General features: G+C 65.2%; 33 protein-coding genes and 1 tRNA gene. 26 read left to right on the forward strand and 8 right to left on the reverse strand.

Annotated features, from left to right (window positions below; all coding sequences use genetic code 11):
• Positions 1–9 precede the first annotated feature (9 nt).
• From JL11_RS07810 to JL11_RS07820, 3 genes are read right to left on the reverse strand one after another with little or no spacing between them, the layout of a single operon-like run.
• Entirely contained in the window at positions 10–348 is a 339-nt protein-coding gene (locus JL11_RS07810) for a hypothetical protein (RefSeq protein ID WP_156314176.1), read from the reverse strand.
• A complete protein-coding gene (locus tag JL11_RS07815) occupies positions 348–698 on the reverse strand; it encodes a hypothetical protein (RefSeq protein ID WP_054765170.1) in 351 nt (116 codons plus the stop codon). Before JL11_RS07815 ends, JL11_RS07810 begins: the two co-directional genes overlap by 1 nt.
• Complete coding sequence (locus tag JL11_RS07820) at positions 698–892, reverse strand: hypothetical protein (protein ID WP_156314177.1); 195 nt, start codon at positions 890–892, stop codon at positions 698–700. Before JL11_RS07820 ends, JL11_RS07815 begins: the two co-directional genes overlap by 1 nt.
• Positions 893–1,006: 114 nt before the next feature.
• Here JL11_RS07820 and JL11_RS17920 point away from each other — a divergent pair, with 114 nt between their 5' ends.
• A complete protein-coding gene (locus JL11_RS17920; protein ID WP_082382637.1) occupies positions 1,007–1,609 on the forward strand; it encodes a helix-turn-helix transcriptional regulator in 603 nt (200 codons plus the stop codon).
• 31 nt (positions 1,610–1,640) lie between these two features.
• Here the strand turns inward: JL11_RS17920 and JL11_RS17175 are convergent, their stop codons facing one another.
• Positions 1,641–2,450, reverse strand: coding sequence for a Rha family transcriptional regulator (locus JL11_RS17175; RefSeq protein ID WP_197273360.1), 810 nt, complete (start codon positions 2,448–2,450; stop codon positions 1,641–1,643).
• 252 nt (positions 2,451–2,702) lie between these two features.
• On the opposite strand from JL11_RS17175, the gene JL11_RS07835 reads away from it, so the two are divergent.
• The 21 genes from JL11_RS07835 to JL11_RS07935 all read left to right on the forward strand — a co-directional run bounded on the left by JL11_RS07835 (position 2,703) and on the right by JL11_RS07935 (position 14,154).
• A complete protein-coding gene (locus JL11_RS07835; RefSeq protein ID WP_054765172.1) occupies positions 2,703–3,173 on the forward strand; it encodes a hypothetical protein in 471 nt (156 codons plus the stop codon).
• The gene (locus JL11_RS07840; protein WP_054765173.1) at positions 3,173–4,297 is read left to right on the forward strand and encodes a DUF7666 domain-containing protein; all 1,125 of its coding nucleotides are present in this window, start codon (positions 3,173–3,175) and stop codon (positions 4,295–4,297) included. Before JL11_RS07835 ends, JL11_RS07840 begins: the two co-directional genes overlap by 1 nt.
• 366 nt (positions 4,298–4,663) lie before the next feature.
• Complete coding sequence (locus JL11_RS07850; RefSeq protein ID WP_054765175.1) at positions 4,664–5,047, forward strand: hypothetical protein; 384 nt, start codon at positions 4,664–4,666, stop codon at positions 5,045–5,047.
• On the forward strand, positions 5,047–5,253 hold the full coding sequence (locus JL11_RS07855; RefSeq protein ID WP_054765176.1) for a hypothetical protein: 207 nt from the start codon (positions 5,047–5,049) through the stop codon (positions 5,251–5,253). Before JL11_RS07850 ends, JL11_RS07855 begins: the two co-directional genes overlap by 1 nt.
• The gene (locus JL11_RS07860) at positions 5,250–5,660 is read left to right on the forward strand and encodes a hypothetical protein (RefSeq protein ID WP_054765177.1); all 411 of its coding nucleotides are present in this window, start codon (positions 5,250–5,252) and stop codon (positions 5,658–5,660) included. The genes JL11_RS07855 and JL11_RS07860 overlap by 4 nt, the downstream gene beginning before the upstream one ends.
• A gap of 73 nt (positions 5,661–5,733) precedes the next feature.
• Positions 5,734–5,910, forward strand: a complete 177-nt coding sequence (locus JL11_RS17470) for a hypothetical protein (RefSeq protein WP_156314178.1) — start codon at positions 5,734–5,736, stop codon at positions 5,908–5,910.
• 89 nt (positions 5,911–5,999) lie between these two features.
• On the forward strand, positions 6,000–7,016 hold the full coding sequence (locus JL11_RS07865; protein ID WP_054765178.1) for a PD-(D/E)XK nuclease-like domain-containing protein: 1,017 nt from the start codon (positions 6,000–6,002) through the stop codon (positions 7,014–7,016).
• A 2-nt stretch (positions 7,017–7,018) separates the two neighbouring features.
• The gene (bet, locus tag JL11_RS07870) at positions 7,019–8,080 is read left to right on the forward strand and encodes a phage recombination protein Bet (protein ID WP_054765179.1); all 1,062 of its coding nucleotides are present in this window, start codon (positions 7,019–7,021) and stop codon (positions 8,078–8,080) included.
• Positions 8,077–8,508 carry an HNH endonuclease gene (locus tag JL11_RS07875; RefSeq protein WP_054765180.1) on the forward strand — a complete coding sequence of 144 codons (432 nt, stop codon included), beginning with the start codon at positions 8,077–8,079 and terminating at the stop codon, positions 8,506–8,508. Before bet ends, JL11_RS07875 begins: the two co-directional genes overlap by 4 nt.
• A 3-nt stretch (positions 8,509–8,511) precedes the next feature.
• Entirely contained in the window at positions 8,512–9,075 is a 564-nt protein-coding gene (locus JL11_RS07880; protein ID WP_054765181.1) for a hypothetical protein, read from the forward strand.
• Between the two features lie 3 nt (positions 9,076–9,078).
• Positions 9,079–9,471: a hypothetical protein gene (locus JL11_RS07885; RefSeq protein ID WP_054765182.1), complete on the forward strand. Its 393-nt coding sequence runs from the start codon at positions 9,079–9,081 to the stop codon at positions 9,469–9,471.
• Positions 9,472–9,639: 168 nt separating this feature from the next.
• On the forward strand, positions 9,640–9,960 hold the full coding sequence (locus tag JL11_RS07895) for a hypothetical protein (RefSeq protein WP_054765184.1): 321 nt from the start codon (positions 9,640–9,642) through the stop codon (positions 9,958–9,960).
• Positions 9,957–10,742, forward strand: coding sequence for a hypothetical protein (locus JL11_RS07900; protein WP_156314179.1), 786 nt, complete (start codon positions 9,957–9,959; stop codon positions 10,740–10,742). Before JL11_RS07895 ends, JL11_RS07900 begins: the two co-directional genes overlap by 4 nt.
• Positions 10,739–10,960: a hypothetical protein gene (locus JL11_RS07905; RefSeq protein WP_156314180.1), complete on the forward strand. Its 222-nt coding sequence runs from the start codon at positions 10,739–10,741 to the stop codon at positions 10,958–10,960. Before JL11_RS07900 ends, JL11_RS07905 begins: the two co-directional genes overlap by 4 nt.
• Complete coding sequence (locus JL11_RS07910; RefSeq protein ID WP_054765187.1) at positions 10,957–11,328, forward strand: hypothetical protein; 372 nt, start codon at positions 10,957–10,959, stop codon at positions 11,326–11,328. The genes JL11_RS07905 and JL11_RS07910 overlap by 4 nt, the downstream gene beginning before the upstream one ends.
• Positions 11,325–11,531 carry a hypothetical protein gene (locus JL11_RS17475; RefSeq protein ID WP_054765188.1) on the forward strand — a complete coding sequence of 69 codons (207 nt, stop codon included), beginning with the start codon at positions 11,325–11,327 and terminating at the stop codon, positions 11,529–11,531. Before JL11_RS07910 ends, JL11_RS17475 begins: the two co-directional genes overlap by 4 nt.
• Complete coding sequence (locus JL11_RS07920) at positions 11,485–12,585, forward strand: tyrosine-type recombinase/integrase (RefSeq protein ID WP_194167014.1); 1,101 nt, start codon at positions 11,485–11,487, stop codon at positions 12,583–12,585. Before JL11_RS17475 ends, JL11_RS07920 begins: the two co-directional genes overlap by 47 nt.
• Before the next feature lie 19 nt (positions 12,586–12,604).
• Positions 12,605–12,681: transfer RNA gene (locus tag JL11_RS07925), tRNA-Lys, on the forward strand.
• A 25-nt stretch (positions 12,682–12,706) separates the two neighbouring features.
• Complete coding sequence (locus tag JL11_RS17925; RefSeq protein ID WP_231681434.1) at positions 12,707–12,934, forward strand: hypothetical protein; 228 nt, start codon at positions 12,707–12,709, stop codon at positions 12,932–12,934.
• A complete protein-coding gene (locus JL11_RS07930) occupies positions 12,901–13,578 on the forward strand; it encodes an ROK family protein (protein ID WP_231681436.1) in 678 nt (225 codons plus the stop codon). Before JL11_RS17925 ends, JL11_RS07930 begins: the two co-directional genes overlap by 34 nt.
• A gap of 30 nt (positions 13,579–13,608) precedes the next feature.
• On the forward strand, positions 13,609–14,154 hold the full coding sequence (locus tag JL11_RS07935; RefSeq protein WP_054765190.1) for a hypothetical protein: 546 nt from the start codon (positions 13,609–13,611) through the stop codon (positions 14,152–14,154).
• 4 nt (positions 14,155–14,158) lie between these two features.
• Here JL11_RS07935 and tgt read toward each other — a convergent pair whose 3' ends face one another.
• The 4 genes from tgt to JL11_RS07955 all read right to left on the reverse strand — a co-directional run bounded on the left by tgt (position 14,159) and on the right by JL11_RS07955 (position 17,487).
• On the reverse strand, positions 14,159–15,274 hold the full coding sequence (tgt, locus tag JL11_RS07940; RefSeq protein WP_054765191.1) for a tRNA guanosine(34) transglycosylase Tgt: 1,116 nt from the start codon (positions 15,272–15,274) through the stop codon (positions 14,159–14,161).
• A gap of 16 nt (positions 15,275–15,290) precedes the next feature.
• A complete protein-coding gene (locus JL11_RS07945; protein WP_054765192.1) occupies positions 15,291–15,761 on the reverse strand; it encodes a hypothetical protein in 471 nt (156 codons plus the stop codon).
• Positions 15,762–15,872: 111 nt separating this feature from the next.
• A complete protein-coding gene (queA, locus tag JL11_RS07950; RefSeq protein ID WP_054766874.1) occupies positions 15,873–16,958 on the reverse strand; it encodes a tRNA preQ1(34) S-adenosylmethionine ribosyltransferase-isomerase QueA in 1,086 nt (361 codons plus the stop codon).
• Between the two features lie 34 nt (positions 16,959–16,992).
• On the reverse strand, positions 16,993–17,487 hold the full coding sequence (locus JL11_RS07955) for a DUF305 domain-containing protein (protein ID WP_054765193.1): 495 nt from the start codon (positions 17,485–17,487) through the stop codon (positions 16,993–16,995).
• 102 nt (positions 17,488–17,589) lie between these two features.
• On the opposite strand from JL11_RS07955, the gene JL11_RS07960 reads away from it, so the two are divergent.
• From JL11_RS07960 to JL11_RS07975, 4 genes are all read left to right on the forward strand, one after another.
• On the forward strand, positions 17,590–18,060 hold the full coding sequence (locus tag JL11_RS07960) for a hypothetical protein (protein WP_054765194.1): 471 nt from the start codon (positions 17,590–17,592) through the stop codon (positions 18,058–18,060).
• A gap of 39 nt (positions 18,061–18,099) precedes the next feature.
• Positions 18,100–19,773, forward strand: coding sequence for a lysine--tRNA ligase (locus JL11_RS07965; protein ID WP_054765195.1), 1,674 nt, complete (start codon positions 18,100–18,102; stop codon positions 19,771–19,773).
• A gap of 60 nt (positions 19,774–19,833) precedes the next feature.
• Entirely contained in the window at positions 19,834–20,211 is a 378-nt protein-coding gene (locus tag JL11_RS07970; RefSeq protein WP_054765196.1) for a hypothetical protein, read from the forward strand.
• A gap of 87 nt (positions 20,212–20,298) precedes the next feature.
• Positions 20,299–20,769: an SH3 domain-containing protein gene (locus JL11_RS07975; protein ID WP_054765197.1), complete on the forward strand. Its 471-nt coding sequence runs from the start codon at positions 20,299–20,301 to the stop codon at positions 20,767–20,769.
• Positions 20,770–20,772 lie beyond the last annotated feature (3 nt).

Below are 20,772 nucleotides of genomic sequence, written 5' to 3' on the forward strand. Positions count from 1 at the left end.
CCCGTACCGTCACGCTGCGGGTTGAGTGGTGTCGGGAGTGGCGTTGTGTTCAGATTGCGGGGTGTGCGGATATGGATGGGGGACACCCCAAAAGGCCCCGCAGATCAGGCGTGGGCCGGGCATCCGCTCCGAGAGATCACGGAGCTTTGCGGCCTCGCGCTGGGCTGTGATGACGCCCCGGAGGATGGGGCGGTGCGCCTCCAGCGATGCGGCCAGAAACGCCAGCGAGTCCAACACCTCCGCTTGGCGGCCATCGGCGGCCATTCGCTGGAGCGCGATGACCGTTCCATAGGCGGCGTCGGCGACGCAGAGGGTTTCCAGAACCAGGGAAGGGGGACGCTGTGACATCAGCATCCCTCGCTAACCGGAGCATCGACGGGCGCCCGTTTCGGCTCTTCAAAGTCGGTCGCGGTTTCAAGCCATGCGGACAGGTCGCGGCGGCGCTGGACCTTGCGGAAGGCGCGCGCTGCAAACCACGTCTTGCCCCAACCGTTGATCCGCAACCATGCGGTTTCCCCGTATTCGGGGAAGGTCTCGCTCGTTCCGAACGTCACGTCCGCCACGGTGAGAACCTGATCTCCGAAAGGAGAGGTGGCACAAACCCTGCGAGCCCAGAACATCCATTTCGGAGCGCGCGTGATCTTGATCTTCGCGATGCACACCACCTCATCGCCCGGCTTAAAATCGCAGTAGGTCATCACGCCGCCTCGCTGGATTGGGTGTCGTCGTTTGCGGCGAGACGAAGAGCGGCCGCCTCCGCAAGCTCCTCTAGGGTCGCAAGACCTGTTGACGCGAAGCCATGCCAATATTCGGCGGGGATGCTCTTCCGCGCCGACCAGCTCCGCACGGTGTGGATCGGCTTGGACAGATCAAGACGCTTCTTGACCGCCATGGGGCCGCCCGCGTCCGCGATGATTTGGTCATGCGTTCTCATGCATCTATGATGCTAAATGCATCATCACTTGGCAAGTGCCAAATGCATCACGCTACGAAGTATGCGTTTTGCATGAGAGAGCCGCACGACCGACTCAAGGACGCTCGCGAACGAGCGGGCCTTGCTACCGCCAAGGACGCAGCGGAAGCCATGGGCATTCCGGTAGCAACCTATGTCCAGCACGAGAATGGTCAGCGCGGGTTTAGGCTGAAGGCTGATAGGTACGCCAGGTTCTATCGGGTGACGCCGGAATGGCTTCTGTATGGGCGTGGAGAGATCGAAGACGCGCCTACGTCCGATTCTGTCCCGCTGGTCGGCTTAGTTGGGGCGGGGTCGGTCGCGACCCTGTTCTCAGAGGGCCAGGGACAACTTGACGAAGTGGAAGCTCCAGCAAACGCAACCCCAAACACGGTCGCACTCGGCATTCGAGGCGCCAGTCTAGGCCCGGCCTTTGATGAGGGGATCGTCTTCTATGATGACGTTCGTTCGCCGGTCACGCCCGATCTGCACGGACGGCTTTGCGTGGTCGGCTTGGAAGACGGGCGGGTCTTGGTGAAGATCCTTCGCAGTGCAGGAGACGGGACGTTCCATCTGTTTTCGAATACGATGGATGAGCCCCTACTGAACCAAGTGGTGGGATGGGCCGCGCGCGTGAAAGACGTGCGGCCGCGATAGTAGGCCCCGACCGAAGCCGGGGCCTGTAGGCTTAGGGGCGGACGAGCTTGAGTGTCAGTTGGCCTCGGATTTCGGCAATCTTCATGTCGATTGCCTTACGCCCTCCGGTGTCCAGCCATTCTCGACAGAGGTTCCGGTCGAAGACGTAAGCCTCGCTTCGACCGAGCTTCGCCTTCGGTGCGACGACTTCCCGAGACGCATGGTAGGGGCGCAGTTTGCCGGAAACGAAGCTGGGTAGCTGCCGCAAGCCTCTGCGGTCGGTATATCCCGCCAGGTCAAGAACTTCGCCAGCCGTAAGCCCGCGCACCGCCACATAGTGGTCAGTCAAGACGGCCGCTTGAATCATCTGTGGCAGGATGACGGCCAGTTGGTTGTTCACGATGCCCTTTAGTATGCCGCCGATCTGAGCGGCGACCCTTGGATCGAGGCCTGTGACAATCCCGTCGTGCAAGCTGGTAAGAGCGTGAGCGCGTTCATTCTCCAGCTCCTCCCATCGGTCGATGATTCGGGCGCGAAGCTCGACGCTGTAGCCGGATACGAGGATCAGGCATTCGCGGCGGGGGAGGTTGAAGCAGGGAAGCTGTTTCCTATTGGCACCCTGATAGGAGCCCTCAAAAGTGAGGGCTGCCGCTCCGAGGTCGTCCAGCATCGACTTGATGTCACGCATGACGTTGTCGTGCCGCTTCCCGGTCAGTTCTGCGATCTCGACCGATGACATGGTGCGGAGTGCGCCACCGTTGTCGTTGGCTTTTGCCGTTGATGAGCTTCCATTGCCTGGGCGAGGCATTGGATAGGCGGATGGTTCGGCCGGGGCGTTGATCTTGGGATTTTTGCGTGCCATGAATGGCTACCTTCTAAAGCGGCTCCTCGGAGCCAAGGGGAAGAGGCCGGGCGGCGGTGTTGTTAGCTACCTCTAGCCGCCGCCCGGACGCCTGATTTCGAACATCGAGAACAGAACGTGACCATACGGTCACTGAAAGACGCGCATCCGTCAACCACGGCTGCGATTTGCGCCGTGCGGCACGAAAAGATGCAAAATGCACTTGCATCCCGTGATGCATGATGCATTATGCCTCCATCAACGGAGGCAATCATGTCGCTCAAGACCGCCCGCATCACCCGTCAGACCGCGCTGGAAACCGCCCGCGCCCTGATCGGCACGACCTACGCCAGCACCCAAGACGCTGAGACCTCTTTCAACGGCTGGACGCTGATCGCCCGCTGCTTCGGCGGCAAGGCTTTGACCTTCGCCCCTGGCTGGGGTCCGCGCGAACGCTCCATCGCCCTGAACACCTTCTTGGGTCGCGGCATGGCCCCGATCACCTTGGCGCAGGCCAAGCCCGGCGACGTTCTGGTCTTCAACATGGGCCGCGACGGTTTCCATGCCGCCGTCCTGTCCGACATCACCGGCCCCGAACCCAAGATGATCTCCTGCCAACACGGCCGGGCCGTCTCGGAAAGCTGGGTCGGCAAGTTCCGGACGGACAAGCTGGTCGGCGTGTTCACGACGGCTCCGCGCGCATCGACCGCTAACGACAATCTCACCAACAAGGAAGCCGCCTAATGGCCCGCAAACCCAAGGCGGCCGACGCCGCACCCGTGTCCGCAATCAAGGGCTTCAACGCCGACCTGACGTGTCGCGGGTTTCAGTTTGAGGTCGGCAAGACCTACACGCACACCGGGAAGGTCAAAGCTTGCGAAAGCGGCTTTCACGCCATCATCGGCGACGCGCACCCGCTGTCGGTCTTCGAATACTACGCCCCGGCCGGTTCGCGCTTCTGCCGTGTGACGCTTTCCGGCGCCACGGACACCGACGACAACATCAAGGTCGCGGGTGAAATCCTGAAGGTCGGTGAAGAGATTGGGCTTCGCGATCTGACCTTGGAAGCGGTCAAGTGGGTCATGGACCGCGCGACCCTTGAGGGTCCGGTGGCGATGAAGCTCAATGGTCTGGCCACCGCATCCGGCACTCAGGGCGCGGCCACCGCATCCKGCACTCAGGGCGCGGCCACCGCATCCGGCACTCAGGGCGCGGCCACCGCATCCGGCTATCAGGGCGCGGCCACCGCATCCGGCACTCAGGGCGCGGCCACCGCATCCGGCTATCAGGGCGCGGCCACCGCATCCGGCACTCAGGGCGTGGCCACCGCATCCGGCGATCAGGGCGCGGCCACCGCATCCGGCTATCAGGGCGCGGCCACCGCATCCGGCGATCAGGGCGCGGCCACCGCATCCGGCACTCAGGGCGCGGCCACCGCATCCGGCACTCAGGGCGCGGCCACCGCATCCGGCGATCAGGGCGCGGCCACCGCATCCGGCTATAAGGGCGCGGCCACCGCATCCGGCGATCAGGGCGCGGCCACCGCATCCGGCACTCAGGGCGCGGCCACCGCATCCGGCACTCAGGGCGCGGCCACCGCATCCGGCTATCAGGGCGCGGCCACCGCATCCGGCACTCAGGGCGCGGCCACCGCATCCGGCGATCAGGGCGCGGCCACCGCATCCGGCTATCAGGGCGCGGCCACCGCATCCGGCTATCAGGGCGCGGCCATGGCGCCGGGTAAAGGCGGGCCGTGTCATGGGCGCTCATGGTGTGGCTCTGTTCGCCGTAGAGCGCGGCAATTGGGACGGTCGCGGTTATCCGGTCCTTTCTACCGCCAGCGGCATCGTCGGGCGGGACGGCATTAAGGCCGACATATGGTACCGCGCCGAAAGCGGCAAGCTGGTGGAGGCCTGACCATGGAACGCCTCGACACCCATCCTAGGCCGGGTTCTGACCCGCGCCGAAGCCATCAACACCCTGAAGGAAGGCGCGGCCCTGTCCGCCGTTGACGCGGCTATCGAAGCCATCCGCGACCATCGCGAACGCTGGGCCTCGACCTATGAACCCGAGGAAGACGCCTTCACCCGCGAAATCCTGGGAACCCTGATTGAGCTTCAGGTCCGGTCCGTTGAGCAAGCCGTCAAGCTGGGCGACGCCATGGCGCGCCGGAAGCTGGCCGAGCCCGACAACGACGACGATCCGACGCCCCCGGCGAACATGGCGAGGGCAGCATGATGGCCCGTGCCCCTGAAATCGTTGCTGCGGCCGAAAACGCCGGAAAGCACTTCAATGGCGTGAATGGCTTTGCCAACGCTGGACGCAAGAACCTGTACGTCTGCATCGGCGAAAGCATGGGCGTGGGCGCGACCTCCGCGAACGGCTGCGGTCAGGCAATGTGGACCATTGACCGAGAGCCTGGCGTCACCCCGTTCCTGACCTCTTGTCGTCACTGTGGCGGGTACGCGCAGAGCCGATCCTATCAAGTTCCGCAAGACACCGTCGCCGACTTCGAATGGTATCGCCCCGATGCCTTCACGCCGGACATGAAGGCCGCGACCCGCGATCACATTCTCAACGGGGGCCTGATCCTTCGGAAGATCGGCGAGGCCTCGTGATGACCCGCCACCCCATCACCGGCGCCCTGTCCAATCCCGAATGGGACAGTGTGCGCGACCGCTGGAACGAACGGTACTGCGCCCAGGTCATGGCCGACGCCAGACGTGAGCCTGAACCCCGCCGCTACCCCGTCAACCTGATCCGCGTCTCGGCTGTCCTTCTGGTCGGGGTCGCTGTGATCACTGCGCTTTGGATGAACACATGACCGCGACCTTTCAGACTTTTGACCTCGACACGTTCTGGGGTCGTTACGGGCATCGGGAATACGAGACGACCGACTTTGCAAAGGCGCTAGAGCGACTGCCGAACCTGTCGCCTAATGGCCCATGGATCGCTGGCGGCGCGGTGCGTCGGCTAGTCACCCGGAAGAAGCAGGACAGCGACTTCGACTTCTTCTTCCGGGACGAAGCGCAGTTTGATGCCTTCTGCAAAGCCATAGAGAAATCTGGCGCGTTCCGGACGAACGAGAGCGATTTCAACGTCACGTTCTGCCTGCCAGCGGTCAAGGCCAAGCCTATCGGTGATGATGAGTTTTCGCCGGGCGGCCCTGAACTGAAGGTGCAGGCTATACGCATCGACTACTTCGAGAGCCTGAGGCGCGGTTCTGGATAGCTTCGATTTCAGCATCTGTCAGTGCGGTTTCGATGGCGCTCAACTGTCTTTCGGGGCTTGGACCCTTTGGGACTTGGCTAGCAACAAGCTCGTGCCCGGCCGTCTTCGCTACGGCGCGTCCAGCCTTCGGCGGGTGATCAAATACACCCGGCAAGGCTTCACGATCTGCGGTGGCGGGCTGGCGAACATGCTGGAGCAGGTCGCCGCCGACCCAAGCATCATTCGGAGCGATGTCGAATATGTCGACTAGGCCCGCGTCCCGCCCGTGCTCGCCCTTCAAATCCTCGCCGTGGCCATCGGGCTGCTGGCGATCTTCTCCATTCCATTGAGGCGCAAGCCATGAACGACAACAACCTGCCCGATGGCGTCTATGTGAACCTCCCTGCGGAGGACTACTTCGCACAGGACCGCTTGGGCTCGACTGATCTGGTCGTCCTGCACCGCGACCCGGCGGATTGGTGGTATCGCAGCCGTCACAACCCGAACCGGAAAGCCAAAGACCCGTCTCCCGAAATGCTCTTCGGGTCCGCCCTTCACGCCCTGCTGCTGGAAGGCGAGGCCGCATACAAGGCCGGGTTCGTCATCCGTCCCGATACCTATGAGGACGAGAAGACCGGCGAAGTGAAGCCCTGGCACGGCGGGTCGAAGGTCTGCAAAGCCTGGATCGAGCAACACGACCGCCCCGGCGTTTCGATCATCGACGCCGACACAGACCGCCGGGTTCGTCACATGGATGCGCTGATCCGGCGCCATCCCGAGCTTGGCGAGCCCATGCAAGCGGGCATGTCCGAGGTCTCGATCCTCTATACCGACCCGGCGACGGGGGTGAGGCTCCGCTGCCGCATCGACAAGCTGCTGCCAGCCTTTTCCCTCGACCTGAAGACCTTCGGCGGGGACGCCAAGGGCGACACAACGAAACAGCAATGCCTAGGTCTGGTCGCCGGCCGCTCCATGGATGTGCAGCGCTACGCCTATGACGTGGCCCGGTCCCTTATGGGCGAGCTTCCGATCTTCGGCGCCAGCCCCGAACAAGAAGCATGGCTCCGCAAAGTCGCGGCCGTGAAAACCTGGCGCTGGGGCTGGATCTTCTACCGCCGCCAGGACGACGAGAAGGGACACGCCCCCGTCGTCAAGCCGATCCTCCTGGCTCCGAAGGACGCCACCTATCTGACCGGCGAGAAGAAGGTCGCCGTGGCCATGTCCAACTTCGTCGCCTTCCGTGACCGCTTCGGCTTCGACGTGCCTTGGGCCGTGGTCGAGACGACGGAAGAGCCCGCCGACCATGAGTTCCCGCCGTGGCTGGAGCGCATCCACGAACCCGTCACCTTCCCCGAAACCCAGCAGGAAGCCGCCTGATCATGAACGCCGTCGTCATCCAAGGGCCGCGTCTGCCCTATCACCCGGCTGTGGCCGAACGCTTCGGGGTCGATCAAACCGCATGGCGTGTTCTGACCGACGCCGTGTTCCCGGCCGCGAACCGGCCCGAGAGCATCATCATGGCCCTCGGCTATTGCCGGGCGCGCAACCTCGACATCTTCAAGAAGCCGGTCCAGATCGTCCCCATCTGGGACAGCAAGCGCCGCGAGATGGTCGATACCGTCTGGCCTGGGATTTCCGAGCTTCGCACCACGGCGATGCGGACGAAGAACTTCGCCGGGTTCGACGACACGGCCTACGGCCCGATGATCGAAGAGACCCTTGGCGGGGTCGAGGTCCGCTATCCCGAATGGGCGCAATGCACGGTCTATCGGCTGATCGCGGGACAGCGCGTCCCCTTCGTCGGCCCCAAGGTCTTCTGGATCGAGACCTACGCCACCGCCAAGCGGGACACGAAGGCCCCTAACAGCATGTGGCTGAAGCGGCCGCGCGGTCAGATCGAGAAGTGCGCCGAGGCCGCCGCCCTGCGCCGGGCCTTCCCCGAGGAGATCGGAAACGAATACGCGGCCGAAGAGATGGAAGGGCAGGCGTATGGCGCCGCCGCCGTCTCGATTGTCGAGCCGCAGGCAAGACGACTTCACGCGGGCTTTGAGGCCGACGCCTTGCCCGCGCCTGAAGACACAGATTTCGAAGCCGCTGAGAGACCGGCTTCGGAACAGCCCTCATCGGATGGGAACAGTGACCCGCGTACCGATGAGGGCGAGACCTTCCCTGGTGACAAAGCCCCTCCGTTGACCAGGGAAGAGACGGCCGAACCCGCTGAGGCGAATGGCGCCAATGAAGGAACGGGTTCGGCCGTCGATGTCTCAGACGGGGTTGAGCGGTTCATCGCCGATCTGGCGTTCAAGAACCTTGCCGAACTGAAGACCATCGAGGCCAGCCGCAACTATCGGGGCCGTATCGAGCTGCTGAAAGCCACGGCGCCGGATCAAGCCGAACGGGTCGAGAAGGCCATGCGGGACGCGCTGGAGAGCTTCGGATGAAGCCCGACTTCAGCCTGATCCCGGCGCGCTCCCGTGTCGTCGTCCCGCCGCGCCCGAAGTTCTCGGCAAAGCGCCGGGCCTCAATCTTCCTCGCCCACGGCGGGAAGTGCGGCATCTGCGGGCTCAAGATCCATGGGTCCGAATACGAGATCGAGCACCGCATCCCCCGCGCCATCAGCGCCGATGACAGCGACGAAAACCTCTACCCGGCACACAAGGGCTGTCATGCGTCGAAGACCCCGCATGACCGCAGGGACATTGCGAAGGCCCAGCGTCTCGCGGGTGAAACGTGTACCGGCGAACCGGCCCGCAAGATTCAGGGCCGGGGCTTCGGCTCCGTCTCTCGCGGCTTCGACGGCCGGCTCAAGCTCACGAAGAAGGCCATGCGCCAACGCGCGGCCAATGACCCCCAGCAAGAGGAAGCCTGACCCATGCCCAATCACGTGACGAATGAGATTGTCTTTAGGGGCATCACCGAGGATCAGCGGGCTCAGATCACAGCGGCGGCCTGCAATGCCGAGGGCGAGGTTGATTTTGGAGTCCTGCTGCCGATCCCGCTGAACGCTTGGATGGGGAACGTCGGTCAGAACCATGAGCGCGCCTTCAAGCTGACGGCTCTCGACTGGTGTGCCGCCAACTGGGGCACGAAATGGAACGCTTACGATCAGAGGCCTGCGGCCTTTGACGATGGCGCCTTGACCTTGATTTTTGATACCGCCTGGCGCCCGCCCTACGGCTGGCTCGCCGCCCTCTTCAACACTGTCAAAACCGGCTTTGAGCACAACTGGCGGGACGAGGGCGCCGAACATGGATGGTGCGGCACCTTCAAGGTCAACCCGTCATCGGCGGTCGCTGCGATCGAATGGTCCGAGCGGCCGGCCGAGGAAGCCGAAGACTGGCGCCTTTCAGTCCTCAAATGGGGCGAGGAAACGGCGCGGGCCATTCGTGACGAGCTCGCCGAATCCGCCCTCACCCAATCCGACAAGGAAGCCTGACCCATGGAAGAGAACAAGCATACGGCTGCTGATCGGGTTGAGGCCATCACATCGCTGATCGACAACACGGGCGGGGCGGAGCGGGAGTGGATTACGGGCGACGACCTGTACGAGATCATGACGACTTTTGACGAACGTGCGGACGTGTCGGAGATCGCAGCCAAGATCAATCAGCGCATAGCCCTCCGCACCACCCCCGCCCCGGCTGTCGATCTGGCTGAACTGAAGCGAGCGATTGACCGCCTGCTGCCGATCACCATCACGGAAACGCCGGACTATGCCGAGGTCGGGTTCGGAGAATGTCGCGCTCAGGCAATGACCATGGAGCCTGACACATGGCTCGCCCTCAACCAGCTTCCAGCCCTCATCGCCCAAATCGAACGGGGGGAAGGGTGATGGGCAGACTGATTGGCTCAGTCATAGTCCTGGTTCTCGGGCTGTACGTCATCCGGCTCGGGGCGGTCGTCGATATGCCCGCGTGGGTGGACGTCCTCTCCGCTGTCGTTGGACTCACCATCTGCCACGCTGGCTTCAACCTCCGCACCCAACCCAAGGACCAGACCAATGACCAGTAAGACAGATGACGTGCGGGAGGCGCTGGCGACTGCACTGGGACAACGGCGCGGACATCCCGAGCCGTGGACCTCAGACTATTACGACGCAGACGCCGCGCTGGAGGCTTTCGCCCTTATAAGCCCCGCGCCTGCCGGTGTGGCGGCTGTCGTTGAGGAGATTGTGGACGAGGTCAAGCGCGGGGCATCAGGGACCACTGTTCAGGCCCTCGGGGCGTTGTCGAAAATAGAGGAACTGGCCCTGTCCTTGCTCACACCAGCAGCGGAGCCCGCGCCTGTGGGGCACCACAGCGGCGGGGAAGGTGAGCAATGACTTGGGATCAATGGGAACGAGACTGCCGCGCCATTGCGGTTCGTGAAGGACTGACGGACGAAGAGCTCGACAGAATGCTTTCGATGCACAAAGACCGACCGACGCCGGTCCAGTCCGTGGCCCAGGACGAAGGGGCGGCGGGGGAGCGGTCGGGCCTATGGTATCCGATCAAGAGCGCACTCGCCCGCGCCATGCAGGACGAACGCGATGGCAAGCCGTGTGGCTGCATCATCGAGGCAGGGTGCGAGGCCCGAGGCTATCACGACGCCGGTTATGCGGCTGACGGTTTCTTGGATGCCGCCACTGATGACGTTGTCCGTCTTGTCAGCGCCCACCCATCCCCGCCGCCCGCATCCGCAGAGGCGAGGATCGCTGAGTTGGAACGGGAGCGGGACGATGCAGACCGCCGGGCCGGAGCAGCGGAGCGCCAGCTAGAAGACAAGACCGACAGCATTGTTAAGCGGCGACAGTGGTTGAGCCGAGCGAAGGCGGAGCGTGGGTATCACGACAACACCAGCTTTGACCGCGTGTGGGCGGACACATGCGCAGCAGCAGACCGAGCCCAAGCGGCAGAGGCCCGAGCGGATCGGCTGGCGAAGTTCGGTCGGCACATTAACTGGGAACTGTCGTTCTGCTATCTGGACGACGAAAGCGAGCCTGGGTGCTGGGCGGTCCACAGCGTCAACGGCGGACGAAACGACCGTGAATGGACCCTGATCGGTCGCGGCGACACACCAGACGATGCGATCCAAGCCGCCCTACAGCAGGAGACGCAGAAGTGAGCGTCACTCCAGACATGCAAGCCCTTTGGGGCAAGCTGAACGAGAACGATCGGCGGCTTGCTGATGAGCTCCAGTCTCTCCCGCTGGACGCCACCCCTGAAATGGTCGAGGCCGGACAGGCTCAAAAGGCCGTAGACGACAGTCCTGGGATGATCTGGCTTGTGATGGCGCAGGCGTTTCTCAAATCGGCCGCCGACGCAATGAGAGATGCGAAATGACAAACCATATTGTTGACGACAACAAAAAGGTCATCGACCTAGACGCGCTGGAGAAGCTGGCGGATTTCGATTTGCCGGTGTCTATCACCGGCATTGGCGGAAACTGCCCCGTACAGGGCTATGGAACAATTGCTGGCGAGCCCTTCTACTTCCGAGCACGGGGCGAGCATTGGAGCATTGAGATAGGCGGCGGATTCGTACTTGAAGACCCAGCCAAGGGTATTCCGCGCGATGGCTTCTACATGGAAGAGGAATGGGACGACGGGCCCTATGGCGCCGGATGGATGGAAGAGGACGAGGCCCGAGCGCTGATCTACCGAGCCGCCCGCGCCTTCCTCGCCCGCAATGGGAAGGGAGAGGGGGGATGACGCAGAAGCCATCCGTCAGCAAGACGATCCGCAGCCTGAAAAAGCTGGGCCTGACGATCACCGGCGTTGAAATGGCGCCCGATGGCGGGTTCCGGGTCTTGACCTCCAACGACAACACGGGCGCAGATGCGTCAGAACAAGCCTGGGACAGGTATCGTGCGCGCAAGGCTGACCGGACTTCACAAGGCGACGAAGCGGCTTAGCGGGGGCCGCGTCGCCATCTACGCCTATGCCTTCCGGGGCGGCCCCCTGGTCGCCCGCGTTGAAGCCGGAAGCCTTGTCGCAGCCAATCGCCTCATGGAGCTGGAGCTGGGTCGAAGCGGTACGGCCGCGAAGATCGAAGAGGCCCGCGCCCCGATCCGCAGGACTGACGACAAACGCTTCGTCAAGGGCCTGATCTACGCCTTCAAGGCCTCCCCAGAATGGGCGAAGATAAGCCGAAGCAGTCAGGTCGAGTACACCCGATACCTCAAGGCGTTCGATGCCGAGTTCGGGGATCTGCCCGTCAACGCCTTTGCAAGCGAGCGGGCCAAGACCGAACTTCTGGAGTGGCGCGACCAATGGGCCGACCGCCCCCGCGCCGCCGACTACGCCATTCAGACCGTTGGGCGCTTGTTCAAATGGGCGCGGGGTCGAGGGCTCGCCAGCGCCAGGCCGACCGATGATGTTGAGCGCCTTCACGAAGCTGACCGATCGGACGCGATCTGGTCTGACGAAGACATAGCTGCCATTGTCTCCAAGGCATCCAGGGAAGTCGGCTGGGCCGTCCAGTTGGCGGCAGAGACCGGCCTTCGGATGGGCGACCTGCTGGAGCTTCCACGATCCGCGCTCACGGCCCAGGCCATCGTCTGGAAGACCAGCAAGCGCAAGCGGCAGGTCGTCGTGCCGCTGACGCTGAGCGCCAAGGCGCTGATCAAGGCCATGCCCGTGCGGGCTCTCACGGTGCTGACCAATAGCCGGGGAGAGCCTTGGACCCCCAGCGGGTTCAAGACGATGTTTGCGAAGGCCAAGGCGGAAGCTGGAATCACCGGACTGCGCTTCCACGACCTCCGGGGGACAGCCGCGACCCGCCTATTCATATCCGGCTCCCCGAAGCGCGATATTGCGACGATCATGGGATGGTCGGAGTCCGCAGTTGACGCCCTTCTAACGAAATATGTGTCGAGCGACGCGGTCGCCCTTGACCTCTTGTCGAGAATGAACCAGAAACCCGCTCCACAAACCGATGACAAACCGACTATACAGTCTGTGTCTTAAGTCGTTGTTTGTATTGGCTGCGTCCTTAGCTCAGTTGGTTAGAGCATCTGACTTTTAATCAGAGGGTCCTCGGTTCGAGCCCGAGAGGACGTACCATTTCTCCCTTCGGAGGAGCCTCCCCATGTCCCAGCCCGTCTTCTTCGCCGTCGAAACCGGCGGGACCAAGATCGTGTGGCGGGTCGAGGATGCGGCCGGCGCGGTGCTGGATCAGGGACGGTTTGCGACTGGCGCGCCCGAGGCGGCGGTCGAGGCCCTGATCGCCGCGACGGGCGACAGGGCGGTCTCGGGACTGGGCGTGGCCAGTTTGGCCCCCTGGTGGTCGATCCGGCCTCGCAGGATCGCGGCCTGATGCTGGCGACGCCCAAGCCGGGCTGGACCGGGTTCAATCTGGCGAAGACCCTGGCGGAGCGGCTGAACACCCCTTTCGTCGTGGACACCGACGTCAACGCCGCCGCCGTCGCGGAGGCGCGACTGGGCGCGGGGCGCGGGGCGCGGGCTGTGGCCTATGTCACCGTCGGCACCGGGATCGGCGGCGGGCTGTGTGTGGACGGCCAGACCCTGAAAGGCGCACTTCATCCCGAGATCGGCCATCTGTTCGTCCAGCGCCTCTCGGGCGACGCCCAGGTCAGCGCCTGTCCTTTTCATGCTGACTGTGTGGAGGGGCTGGCGGCGGGACCGGCGGTGCAGGTGCGGCTGGCGGGGCGTCGGCTGGAAGAAGTGGATGCGGTTCGGGCCGTGGTCACGGACTATCTGGGCCAGATGATCGCCGGCTTGGTTTTCGCCTGGGCGCCCGACCGGATCGTCATGGGCGGCGGTGTGATGTCGACGTCCGGCCTGATCGCCGAGGTCGAGGCGGCGGCGCGGCGCTGGGTCAACGGCTATGGCGCGGCGCTCGTGATGGGCGAGGGCGGCTATCTGGTTGCGGCCGAGCGCGGACACGCCGGGCTGGATGGGGCCATGCTGATGGCGCGGGAATCCATCCAGGGGTTTTGATCGGAGCGGCATCCGTGGTCTAAGGGCCGCATGAAGCTGATCCAGTGGCCTGTCCTCGCCGCCCTTCTCGTGCTGGCCGGCTGCAACGCCGGTCGTTCCGCCATGAGCGGGGCCGAGCAGGTGGGCGCGGGGCTGGGAGACGCGGTCACCGCGCCGCTGGAGGACTTCAATCTGCGTCGCCAGCTGATTCCGACGGTCCTCCTGCAGGCCGAGGCCAATCCCTATGATCTGCGCAATCTGAACCAGTGCACCACCATCGGCGCCGAGGTGGCGCGGCTGGACGAGGCCCTGGGGCCCGACACGGACGAGCCGCCGCGCCAGGACGGCTCCTATCGCAGCGAACAGGCGGCCGATGCGGCGGCCAAGGCGACGCTGGACGCCATTCGCGGCACGACGACCGACTTTATTCCGGGCCGCAGCTGGATTCGTCGACTGAGCGGAGCCGAACAGCACAGCCGCCATGTGCAGTCGGCCATACAGGCGGGGCGGATGCGGCGCGCCTTTCTGAAGGGGATCGGCATGCAGAGGAACTGCGCCCCGCCGGCGGCGCCGAGCTGGTTCCGCCCGAGACGGTAGGAGCTTATCCGTTCGACACGTGCCGCGCGTGGAAGTCGCGGCGGAAGGCTTCGAAGCGGCCTTCGGCGATGGCGGCGCGCATGGCGGCGGTCAGAGCCTGGTAGAAGGCGATATTGTGCCAGCTGAGCAGGACCTTGCCGAGGATTTCGTCGGCGCGGATCAGGTGGTGCAGATAGGCCTTTGAATAGGCGGAGGAGGCCGGGCAGGGGATGGAGGGATCCAGCGGATCCTGGTCCTCGGCGAAGCGGGCGTTCTTCAGGTTCAACGGGCCGTCCCAGGTCCAGGCCTGGCCGTGGCGGCCGGCGCGGGTGGGCAGGACGCAGTCGAACATGTCCACGCCGCGATATACGGCCTCGACCAGATCGATGGGCTTGCCGACCCCCATCAGATAGCGGGGGCGGTCGGCGGGCAGGAATTCGGGGGCGTAGTCCAGCACCTCGCACATGGCCTGGTGGCCCTCGCCCACAGCCAAGCCGCCGATGGCGTAGCCGTCGAAGCCGATGTCCTGAAGCTGTTCGGACGACTGGCGGCGCAGATCCTCAAAGGTCGAGCCCTGCTGGATGCCGAAAAGGGCCTGGTTTTCGCGCTCGCCGAACCGGGCCTTGGAGCGGGCGCCCCAGCGGATCGACAGCTCCATGGCCTTTCGCGCCGCGTCCTTCTCGGCCGGATAGGCGACGCACTGGTCCAACTGCATCGAAATGTCGGCGCCGATACGGTCGGACTGGATCTCGATCGAGCGTTCGGGGGTCAGGACGTGTTTGGAGCCGTCGATGTGGGAGGAGAAGGTTACGGCCTCCTCCTTGACCTTCGATATGCCGGCCAGGGACATGACCTGGAAACCGCCGCTGTCGGTCAGGATCGGCCTGTCCCAACCCATGAATCTGTGGAGGCCGCCCAGACGTTCCATCCGCTCCGGGCCGGGGCGCAGCATCAGGTGATAGGTGTTGCCCAGGATGATGTCGGCGCCGGTCGCCTTGACCTGGTCCACCGTCAGGGCCTTGACCGTGGCGGCGGTGCCCACCGGCATGAAGGCGGGGGTGCGGATCTCGCCGCGGGCGGTTTTCAGCACGCCGGTGCGCGCGCGGCCTTCGACGGCCGCAATGTCAAAAGGAAAGGGCATTCAGGCGATCAGTCGTTCAAGCTGTTCGACGCGCGCCAAATCCTTGGGACGGCCGAAAAGGCGGTACAGGGCGATGTGGTCCCGGATATCGGGGACAAACAGGGGGGGTGTCGTCGATAAACACCGGCCGGCGCGACCCGAACTGGACGTCCGCCCAGTCGCCGCCGTCGCGCACCTCCAGCCCGGCCATGACCTCGATCAGGATCGACTGATCATGCGCGCGGCCGAAGACGGCGGAGCGGAACAGACCCTCGCCGGGGTCGGGCACGATCTGGCCGCCCAAGGCGGCAAGCAGGGCGCGGGCGTCGCGCGGGGCGCACAGGACGTCGATGTCCGGCACATGGATGTCGGTCAGGCCGTAAAGCGCCATCGCCGCCCCGCCGAAAATCCACCAGGGCTGGTCCAGGTCGCGCGCGGCCTCTCCGACGGCGATCAGGCCGTCGCGGAGCTCTTGCGGCAGATCAAGCTCGGCGTCGTCAGGCGTCACGGAAGTCTCTTTCGTCAGAGGACGGCATTTAAGGGTTCGCGCGCCGGAAGGCCACAGGACAAGCGGTTCGATCCGCCTCAGCAGAAGGTTCGCGCCGGCGGCGTGGGGTTTTCAGGCCCGGAACAGCAAGGAGCCGTCGCCGTAGGAGTAGAAGCGGTAGCCGTTGTCGACGGCGTGGGCGTAGGCGGCCTTCATCGTCTCCGGACCGGCGAAGGCGCTGACCAGCATGAAGAGGGTCGATTTGGGCAGGTGGAAGTTGGTCATCAGCACGTCCACGGCGCGGAAACGGTAGCCGGGGGTGATGAAGATGGCGGTGTCGCCGTGGAAGGGGCGGATTTCGCCGGTCTCGGTCGCAGCGGATTCCAGCAGGCGCAGCGAGGTGGTGCCGACGCAGACGATGCGGCCGCCGGCGGCGTGGACGGCGTTCAGGGCGGCGGCGGTCTCGGGCGAGACCTCGCCCCATTCGCTGTGCATCCGGTGTTCAGCGACATCCTCGACCTTGACCGGCAGGAAGGTGCCGGCGCCGACGTGCAGGGTGACGGCGTGGGTCGAGACGCCCCGGGCGCGGATCGCGTCGAGCAGGGCGGGGGTGAAGTGCAGGCCCGCCGTGGGGGCGGCGACCGAGCCGTCGTGTTCGGCGAAGACGGTCTGATAGTCCGAGCGGTCGCGGTCGTCCTCGGGCCGTTTGGCGGCGATATAGGGGGGCAGGGGCATGACGCCGACGGCGCGGATCGCGTCGTCCAGGGCCGGGCCGGACAGGTCGAACTTCAGGGTGATCAGGCCGTCGTCGCCCTTGGCCGTGACCGTGGCGTCGAGACGGCCCAGGTCACAGGCGGCGTCGGCTCCCTGTCCGAAGCGAATGCGGTCGCCCGGCTTGATCCGCTTGCCGGGCTTCATGAAGGCGGACCAGACGTCGGGGGCGTCGCGATGGTGAAGCGTGGCCTCGACGGCGACGGTCAGGGTCTCTCCCTCGGGGCCGGGACGGGTGCGGACGCCGGACAGGCGGGCGGGGATGACGCGGGTGTCGTTGAAGACCAGGGCGTCGCCCGGCTGAAGAAAGTCGGGCAGGTCGCGGATGATCCGGTCGTCCAGGGCGCCGTCCTTCACCACCAGCAGGCGGGCGGAATCGCGTGGATCGGCGGGCCGCAGGGCGATGCGGTCCTCGGGCAGGTCGAAGTCGAAATCGGCGGTCTTCATCAGGCGGCGCACAGGCCACGCCGGGGGCGGGGGGTCAAGGGGCGGGAGAGCGGGCCGGCAGGTCAGGCGCGTCGCGGGGCGGGGGATTCCGGGACAGATCGGCGACCAGATCGTTCATCTCATCGATCTCGCGCACCTGGGCCTCGATGATCTCGTCCGCCAGTTCGCGGACGCGAGGATCGCGGATATGGGCGCGTTCGCTGGTCATGATGGCGATGGAGTGGTGCGGGATCATGGCCTTCATATAGGCGACATCGCCGACGGTGGCCTGGCTGCGGACCAGCCACAGGGAGCCGGCGAAGACGACGACGGCGCCGGCGAGGATCATCTGTTTGATCCGCGGCCTTTCGTACATTGACCACATGAAGCCCATCATGATGGCGGCCATGACCGCCCCCATCAGCAGGGCCATGTAGAGCCGCGTCTCGCTGAAACGGACGTGGTCGATCTGATAGGTGTTCAGATACATCAGGCCGTACATGACGAGGGTGGAGACCCCGATCATGGCGGCGAAGCGGCGATAGCTCACGGGAACCTCATGGGCGGCCTCGGCGGGTGTCCCTGAGGAGGAATGCGGTCGAGGCGGGAATGATCCGGCTGAACCTTCCGATCCGGCGCGTGTTCAGCGGAGATGAAAGCCCTCGCCCTTGTCCCCTCCGTCCTCATCGGCGCCGTCGCCAGCGCCCGGTCCATGACGCCCATGGCGGCCATAGCCGGGGCCCGGCTGGCGCACCGGAAGACGCCGGGGCGGTTGCTGCTGCTGGATCATCCGCTGTTCAAGTTCGGCGGTCTGGCCATGGGCGCAGGCGAGCTGTTCGGCGACAAGATGAAGTCGGCGCCGGACCGGACGGTCTTTCTGGGCCTGCTGGCGCGGGTGATGAGCGCGGGGATCGCGGGCTCGGCCCTGGCTCCGCGCGGGCGTGAGAAGCTGGGCGCGGCGCTTGCGGTGGGGACGGCGGTTCCGCTGGCCTATCTGGGGCTGGCCGGGCGGAAAAAGGCGATGAAGCGGATCGGGCAGACGAAGAGCGGTCTGATCGAGGATGCGATCATCGTGGCGACCGGGGCGGCGGTGGTGGCGATGGCGACCGGCCGACGGCGTTGAGCCGTTGACCCGGGGGGCGGGACAAGTCAAACCGCCGCCATGCTTCAGAACCTCGAAACTCTCGCCCGCGAGGCCAAGTCCTGGCCGTTCGAACAAGCCCGTAATCTGCTGGCCCATGTGCTGAAGAAACGGCTGGGCGAGAGCGAGCGGGCCGAGGCGCGGGCGCTGATCGACGCGGGCAAGGCCGACGAGGCCCTGGCGAAGTTCGAGGCCCTGCAGAAGCCGGTGCTGCTGGAGACCGGATACGGGCCCTCGGGCCTGCCGCACATGGGCACCTTCGGCGAGGTGGCGCGGACCACCATGGTGCGCAACGCTTTCCGCGCCCTGACCGGCGACCACTGGGCCACGCGGCTGGTCGCGTTTTCGGACGATATGGACGGCCTCAGGAAGGTGCCGGAAGGGGTGCCGAACCCCGAGATGCTGCGCGAGGACCTGAACCTGTCGCTGACGCGGGTGCGCGATCCGTTCGGCACGCACGACAGTTTCGGGGCGCACAACAACGCGCGGCTGCGGGCGTTCCTGGACTCGTTCGGCTTCGACTATGAGTTCATGAGCTCGACCGAGACCTACAGGTCCGGCGCCTTCGACGCGACGCTTCTGACCCTGCTGGAGCGGTTCGACGCGGTCATGGCCATCATGCTGCCGACCCTGGGCGAAGAGCGGCGGGCGACCTATTCGCCCTTCCTGCCGGTCAGCCCGATTACGGGCCATGTGCTGCAGGTCCCGACGCTTGAGCGGAACGTCGAAAAGGGGACCATCGTCTTCGACGATCCGGCGGGCGGGCGCACCGAGCTGCCGGTCACAGGCGGCCATGTGAAGCTGCAGTGGAAGCCGGACTGGGCCATGCGCTGGACCGCCCTGGACGTCGATTACGAGATGTCGGGCAAAGACCTGATCGAGAGCGTGCGCGAGAGCGGCAAGATCTGTCGCGCCCTGGGCGGGACGCCGCCGGAAGGCTTCAACTACGAGCTCTTCCTGGACATCGAGGGCAAGAAGATTTCGAAGTCGAAGGGCAACGGGCTGACGATGGAGGAATGGCTGCGCTACGGCACGCCGGAGAGCCTGAGCTGGTACATGTTCCAGTCGCCGAAGTCGGCCAAGAGCCTGCACTTCAACGTCATTCCGCGCGCCATCGACGACTATCTGGCCTTCATCGAAAGCTACAAGACCCAGGAGCCGGCCAAGCGGATCGACAATGCGGTCTGGTCGATCCATGCGGGGAACCCGCCGACCCATACCTCGCCGGTGTCCTTCGCCCTGCTGCTGAACCTGGTGGGGGTGGCCAACGCCTCGACCAAGGCGCAGCTGTGGGCCTATTTCGCCAAATATCTGCCCGAGGCCACGCCGGAGAACGAGCCGCTTCTGGACCGGCTGATGGACCACGCGCTGAACTATTACGAGGACTTCGTGAAGCCCTCGAAGTCGTACCGCCTGCCGGACGACAAGGAGAAGGCGGCGCTGGAGGACCTGGCGGAGCGGCTGAAGGCCCTGCCGGCGGACACGACCGACGGCGAGCTGATCCAGAACGAGGTCTATGCAGCAGGCAAGGCGCATGAGTTCGAACCGCTCCGAGCCTGGTTTGGGGCGCTGTACGAAGTGTTGCTGGGCGCCAGCCAGGGGCCGCGTTTCGGCTCCTTTGCGGCCATCTACGGCCTGCCGCAGACGATCGACCTGATCAAAAAGGGCGCGCGCGGCGAACTGGCGCAGGCTTGACGCAAGGTAATATTTCTTAACCGCGAAGGGCTTGTATGGCGACGTGGCCGGGGAGGCGACGTGCAGTACGAGATCGACGAACAGGCGCGGATCTTGTGGATGGACCTGGTTTCGGCCGGGTCCGCAGACAAGGTGCTGACGGCGACATTGGCGCTGATCAAGGCGCGGCCGGAGCTGTGCAGCTGGGACTGGATCGTCGAATGCCAGCCCCTGCCCGACGATGCGACGGTGGACCATCTGTCGAAACTGGCCCAGGCCTGGGGCGCACCGCCCACGGTCGAGGCGCTGACCGTTTTCGTCACTCAGGACCGGCTGCTGCACCTGTGGGCCCGGGTGATGGACTTCCAATTTCTGCGCCGCAAACACTTGGTCGAGCGCGACGTCGAGGCCGCGCGGCGGTTGATCGAACGCCGACGCGCCGAGCGTCCCTTAAGATGAACGGAAAATAACGGCGAAGCTCCGGGAGCCTTCAGGTTCAGCTCGGCATTCTCCCCTCATCGGCAAACCCGATGACAGGAGATGAATATGTCGAGCAAGTTTCTGAAGACGGGTCTGGCCACGGCTGCGGCTCTGGCCGCCCTGGTGACCGCAGCCCCCATGGCCGCCCAGGCCCAGGCCAATGGCGTGACCAACTGCGACGCCCCCGGCGGTCGCCAGCGCGCGGGCGCCCTGATCGGCGCAGTCGTCGGCGGGGTGGTCGGCTCGAACCTGGCGCGTAACGAGCGCACGGCCGGGACCATCGTCGGCGCCGGCGCCGGCGCGGCGGCCGGCTCCTATATCGGCTGCAACCAGCAGCGCGCCCGCGTCGCAGCCGAGGCCAACGCCAACACCTATCGCGCCGGAACCACTCTGCGGATCCGCAGCGGCCCCGGCACCGGCTTCCGTCAGTCGGGCAGCCTGGCGGCCGGCCAGCCCTTCACCGCCGTCGCTCGCCAGGGCGACTGGATCCAGATCGCCGGCGGCGGCTGGGTGAACGCCAACTATGTGACCCGCTGAGGT

The organism is Brevundimonas sp. DS20, from assembly GCF_001310255.1.
In the GTDB taxonomy this organism is placed as follows: Bacteria; Pseudomonadota; Alphaproteobacteria; order Caulobacterales; family Caulobacteraceae; genus Brevundimonas; species Brevundimonas aurantiaca.

Coding starts and splice junctions, on each gene's coding strand:
- JL11_RS07810 (WP_156314176.1), bottom strand. CDS start 348: ATGTCACAGCGTCCCCCTTCCCTGGTTCTGGAAACCCTCTGCGTCGCC.
- JL11_RS07815 (WP_054765170.1), bottom strand. CDS start 698: ATGACCTACTGCGATTTTAAGCCGGGCGATGAGGTGGTGTGCATCGCG.
- JL11_RS07820 (WP_156314177.1), bottom strand. CDS start 892: ATGGCGGTCAAGAAGCGTCTTGATCTGTCCAAGCCGATCCACACCGTG.
- JL11_RS17920 (WP_082382637.1), top strand. CDS start 1,007: ATGAGAGAGCCGCACGACCGACTCAAGGACGCTCGCGAACGAGCGGGC.
- JL11_RS17175 (WP_197273360.1), bottom strand. CDS start 2,450: ATGGCACGCAAAAATCCCAAGATCAACGCCCCGGCCGAACCATCCGCC.
- JL11_RS07835 (WP_054765172.1), top strand. CDS start 2,703: ATGTCGCTCAAGACCGCCCGCATCACCCGTCAGACCGCGCTGGAAACC.
- JL11_RS07850 (WP_054765175.1), top strand. CDS start 4,664: ATGATGGCCCGTGCCCCTGAAATCGTTGCTGCGGCCGAAAACGCCGGA.
- JL11_RS07855 (WP_054765176.1), top strand. CDS start 5,047: ATGACCCGCCACCCCATCACCGGCGCCCTGTCCAATCCCGAATGGGAC.
- JL11_RS07860 (WP_054765177.1), top strand. CDS start 5,250: ATGACCGCGACCTTTCAGACTTTTGACCTCGACACGTTCTGGGGTCGT.
- JL11_RS07865 (WP_054765178.1), top strand. CDS start 6,000: ATGAACGACAACAACCTGCCCGATGGCGTCTATGTGAACCTCCCTGCG.
- bet (WP_054765179.1), top strand. CDS start 7,019: ATGAACGCCGTCGTCATCCAAGGGCCGCGTCTGCCCTATCACCCGGCT.
- JL11_RS07875 (WP_054765180.1), top strand. CDS start 8,077: ATGAAGCCCGACTTCAGCCTGATCCCGGCGCGCTCCCGTGTCGTCGTC.
- JL11_RS07880 (WP_054765181.1), top strand. CDS start 8,512: ATGCCCAATCACGTGACGAATGAGATTGTCTTTAGGGGCATCACCGAG.
- JL11_RS07885 (WP_054765182.1), top strand. CDS start 9,079: ATGGAAGAGAACAAGCATACGGCTGCTGATCGGGTTGAGGCCATCACA.
- JL11_RS07895 (WP_054765184.1), top strand. CDS start 9,640: ATGACCAGTAAGACAGATGACGTGCGGGAGGCGCTGGCGACTGCACTG.
- JL11_RS07900 (WP_156314179.1), top strand. CDS start 9,957: ATGACTTGGGATCAATGGGAACGAGACTGCCGCGCCATTGCGGTTCGT.
- JL11_RS07910 (WP_054765187.1), top strand. CDS start 10,957: ATGACAAACCATATTGTTGACGACAACAAAAAGGTCATCGACCTAGAC.
- JL11_RS17475 (WP_054765188.1), top strand. CDS start 11,325: ATGACGCAGAAGCCATCCGTCAGCAAGACGATCCGCAGCCTGAAAAAG.
- JL11_RS17925 (WP_231681434.1), top strand. CDS start 12,707: ATGTCCCAGCCCGTCTTCTTCGCCGTCGAAACCGGCGGGACCAAGATC.
- JL11_RS07935 (WP_054765190.1), top strand. CDS start 13,609: ATGAAGCTGATCCAGTGGCCTGTCCTCGCCGCCCTTCTCGTGCTGGCC.
- tgt (WP_054765191.1), bottom strand. CDS start 15,274: ATGCCCTTTCCTTTTGACATTGCGGCCGTCGAAGGCCGCGCGCGCACC.
- queA (WP_054766874.1), bottom strand. CDS start 16,958: ATGAAGACCGCCGATTTCGACTTCGACCTGCCCGAGGACCGCATCGCC.
- JL11_RS07960 (WP_054765194.1), top strand. CDS start 17,590: ATGAAAGCCCTCGCCCTTGTCCCCTCCGTCCTCATCGGCGCCGTCGCC.
- JL11_RS07965 (WP_054765195.1), top strand. CDS start 18,100: ATGCTTCAGAACCTCGAAACTCTCGCCCGCGAGGCCAAGTCCTGGCCG.
- JL11_RS07975 (WP_054765197.1), top strand. CDS start 20,299: ATGTCGAGCAAGTTTCTGAAGACGGGTCTGGCCACGGCTGCGGCTCTG.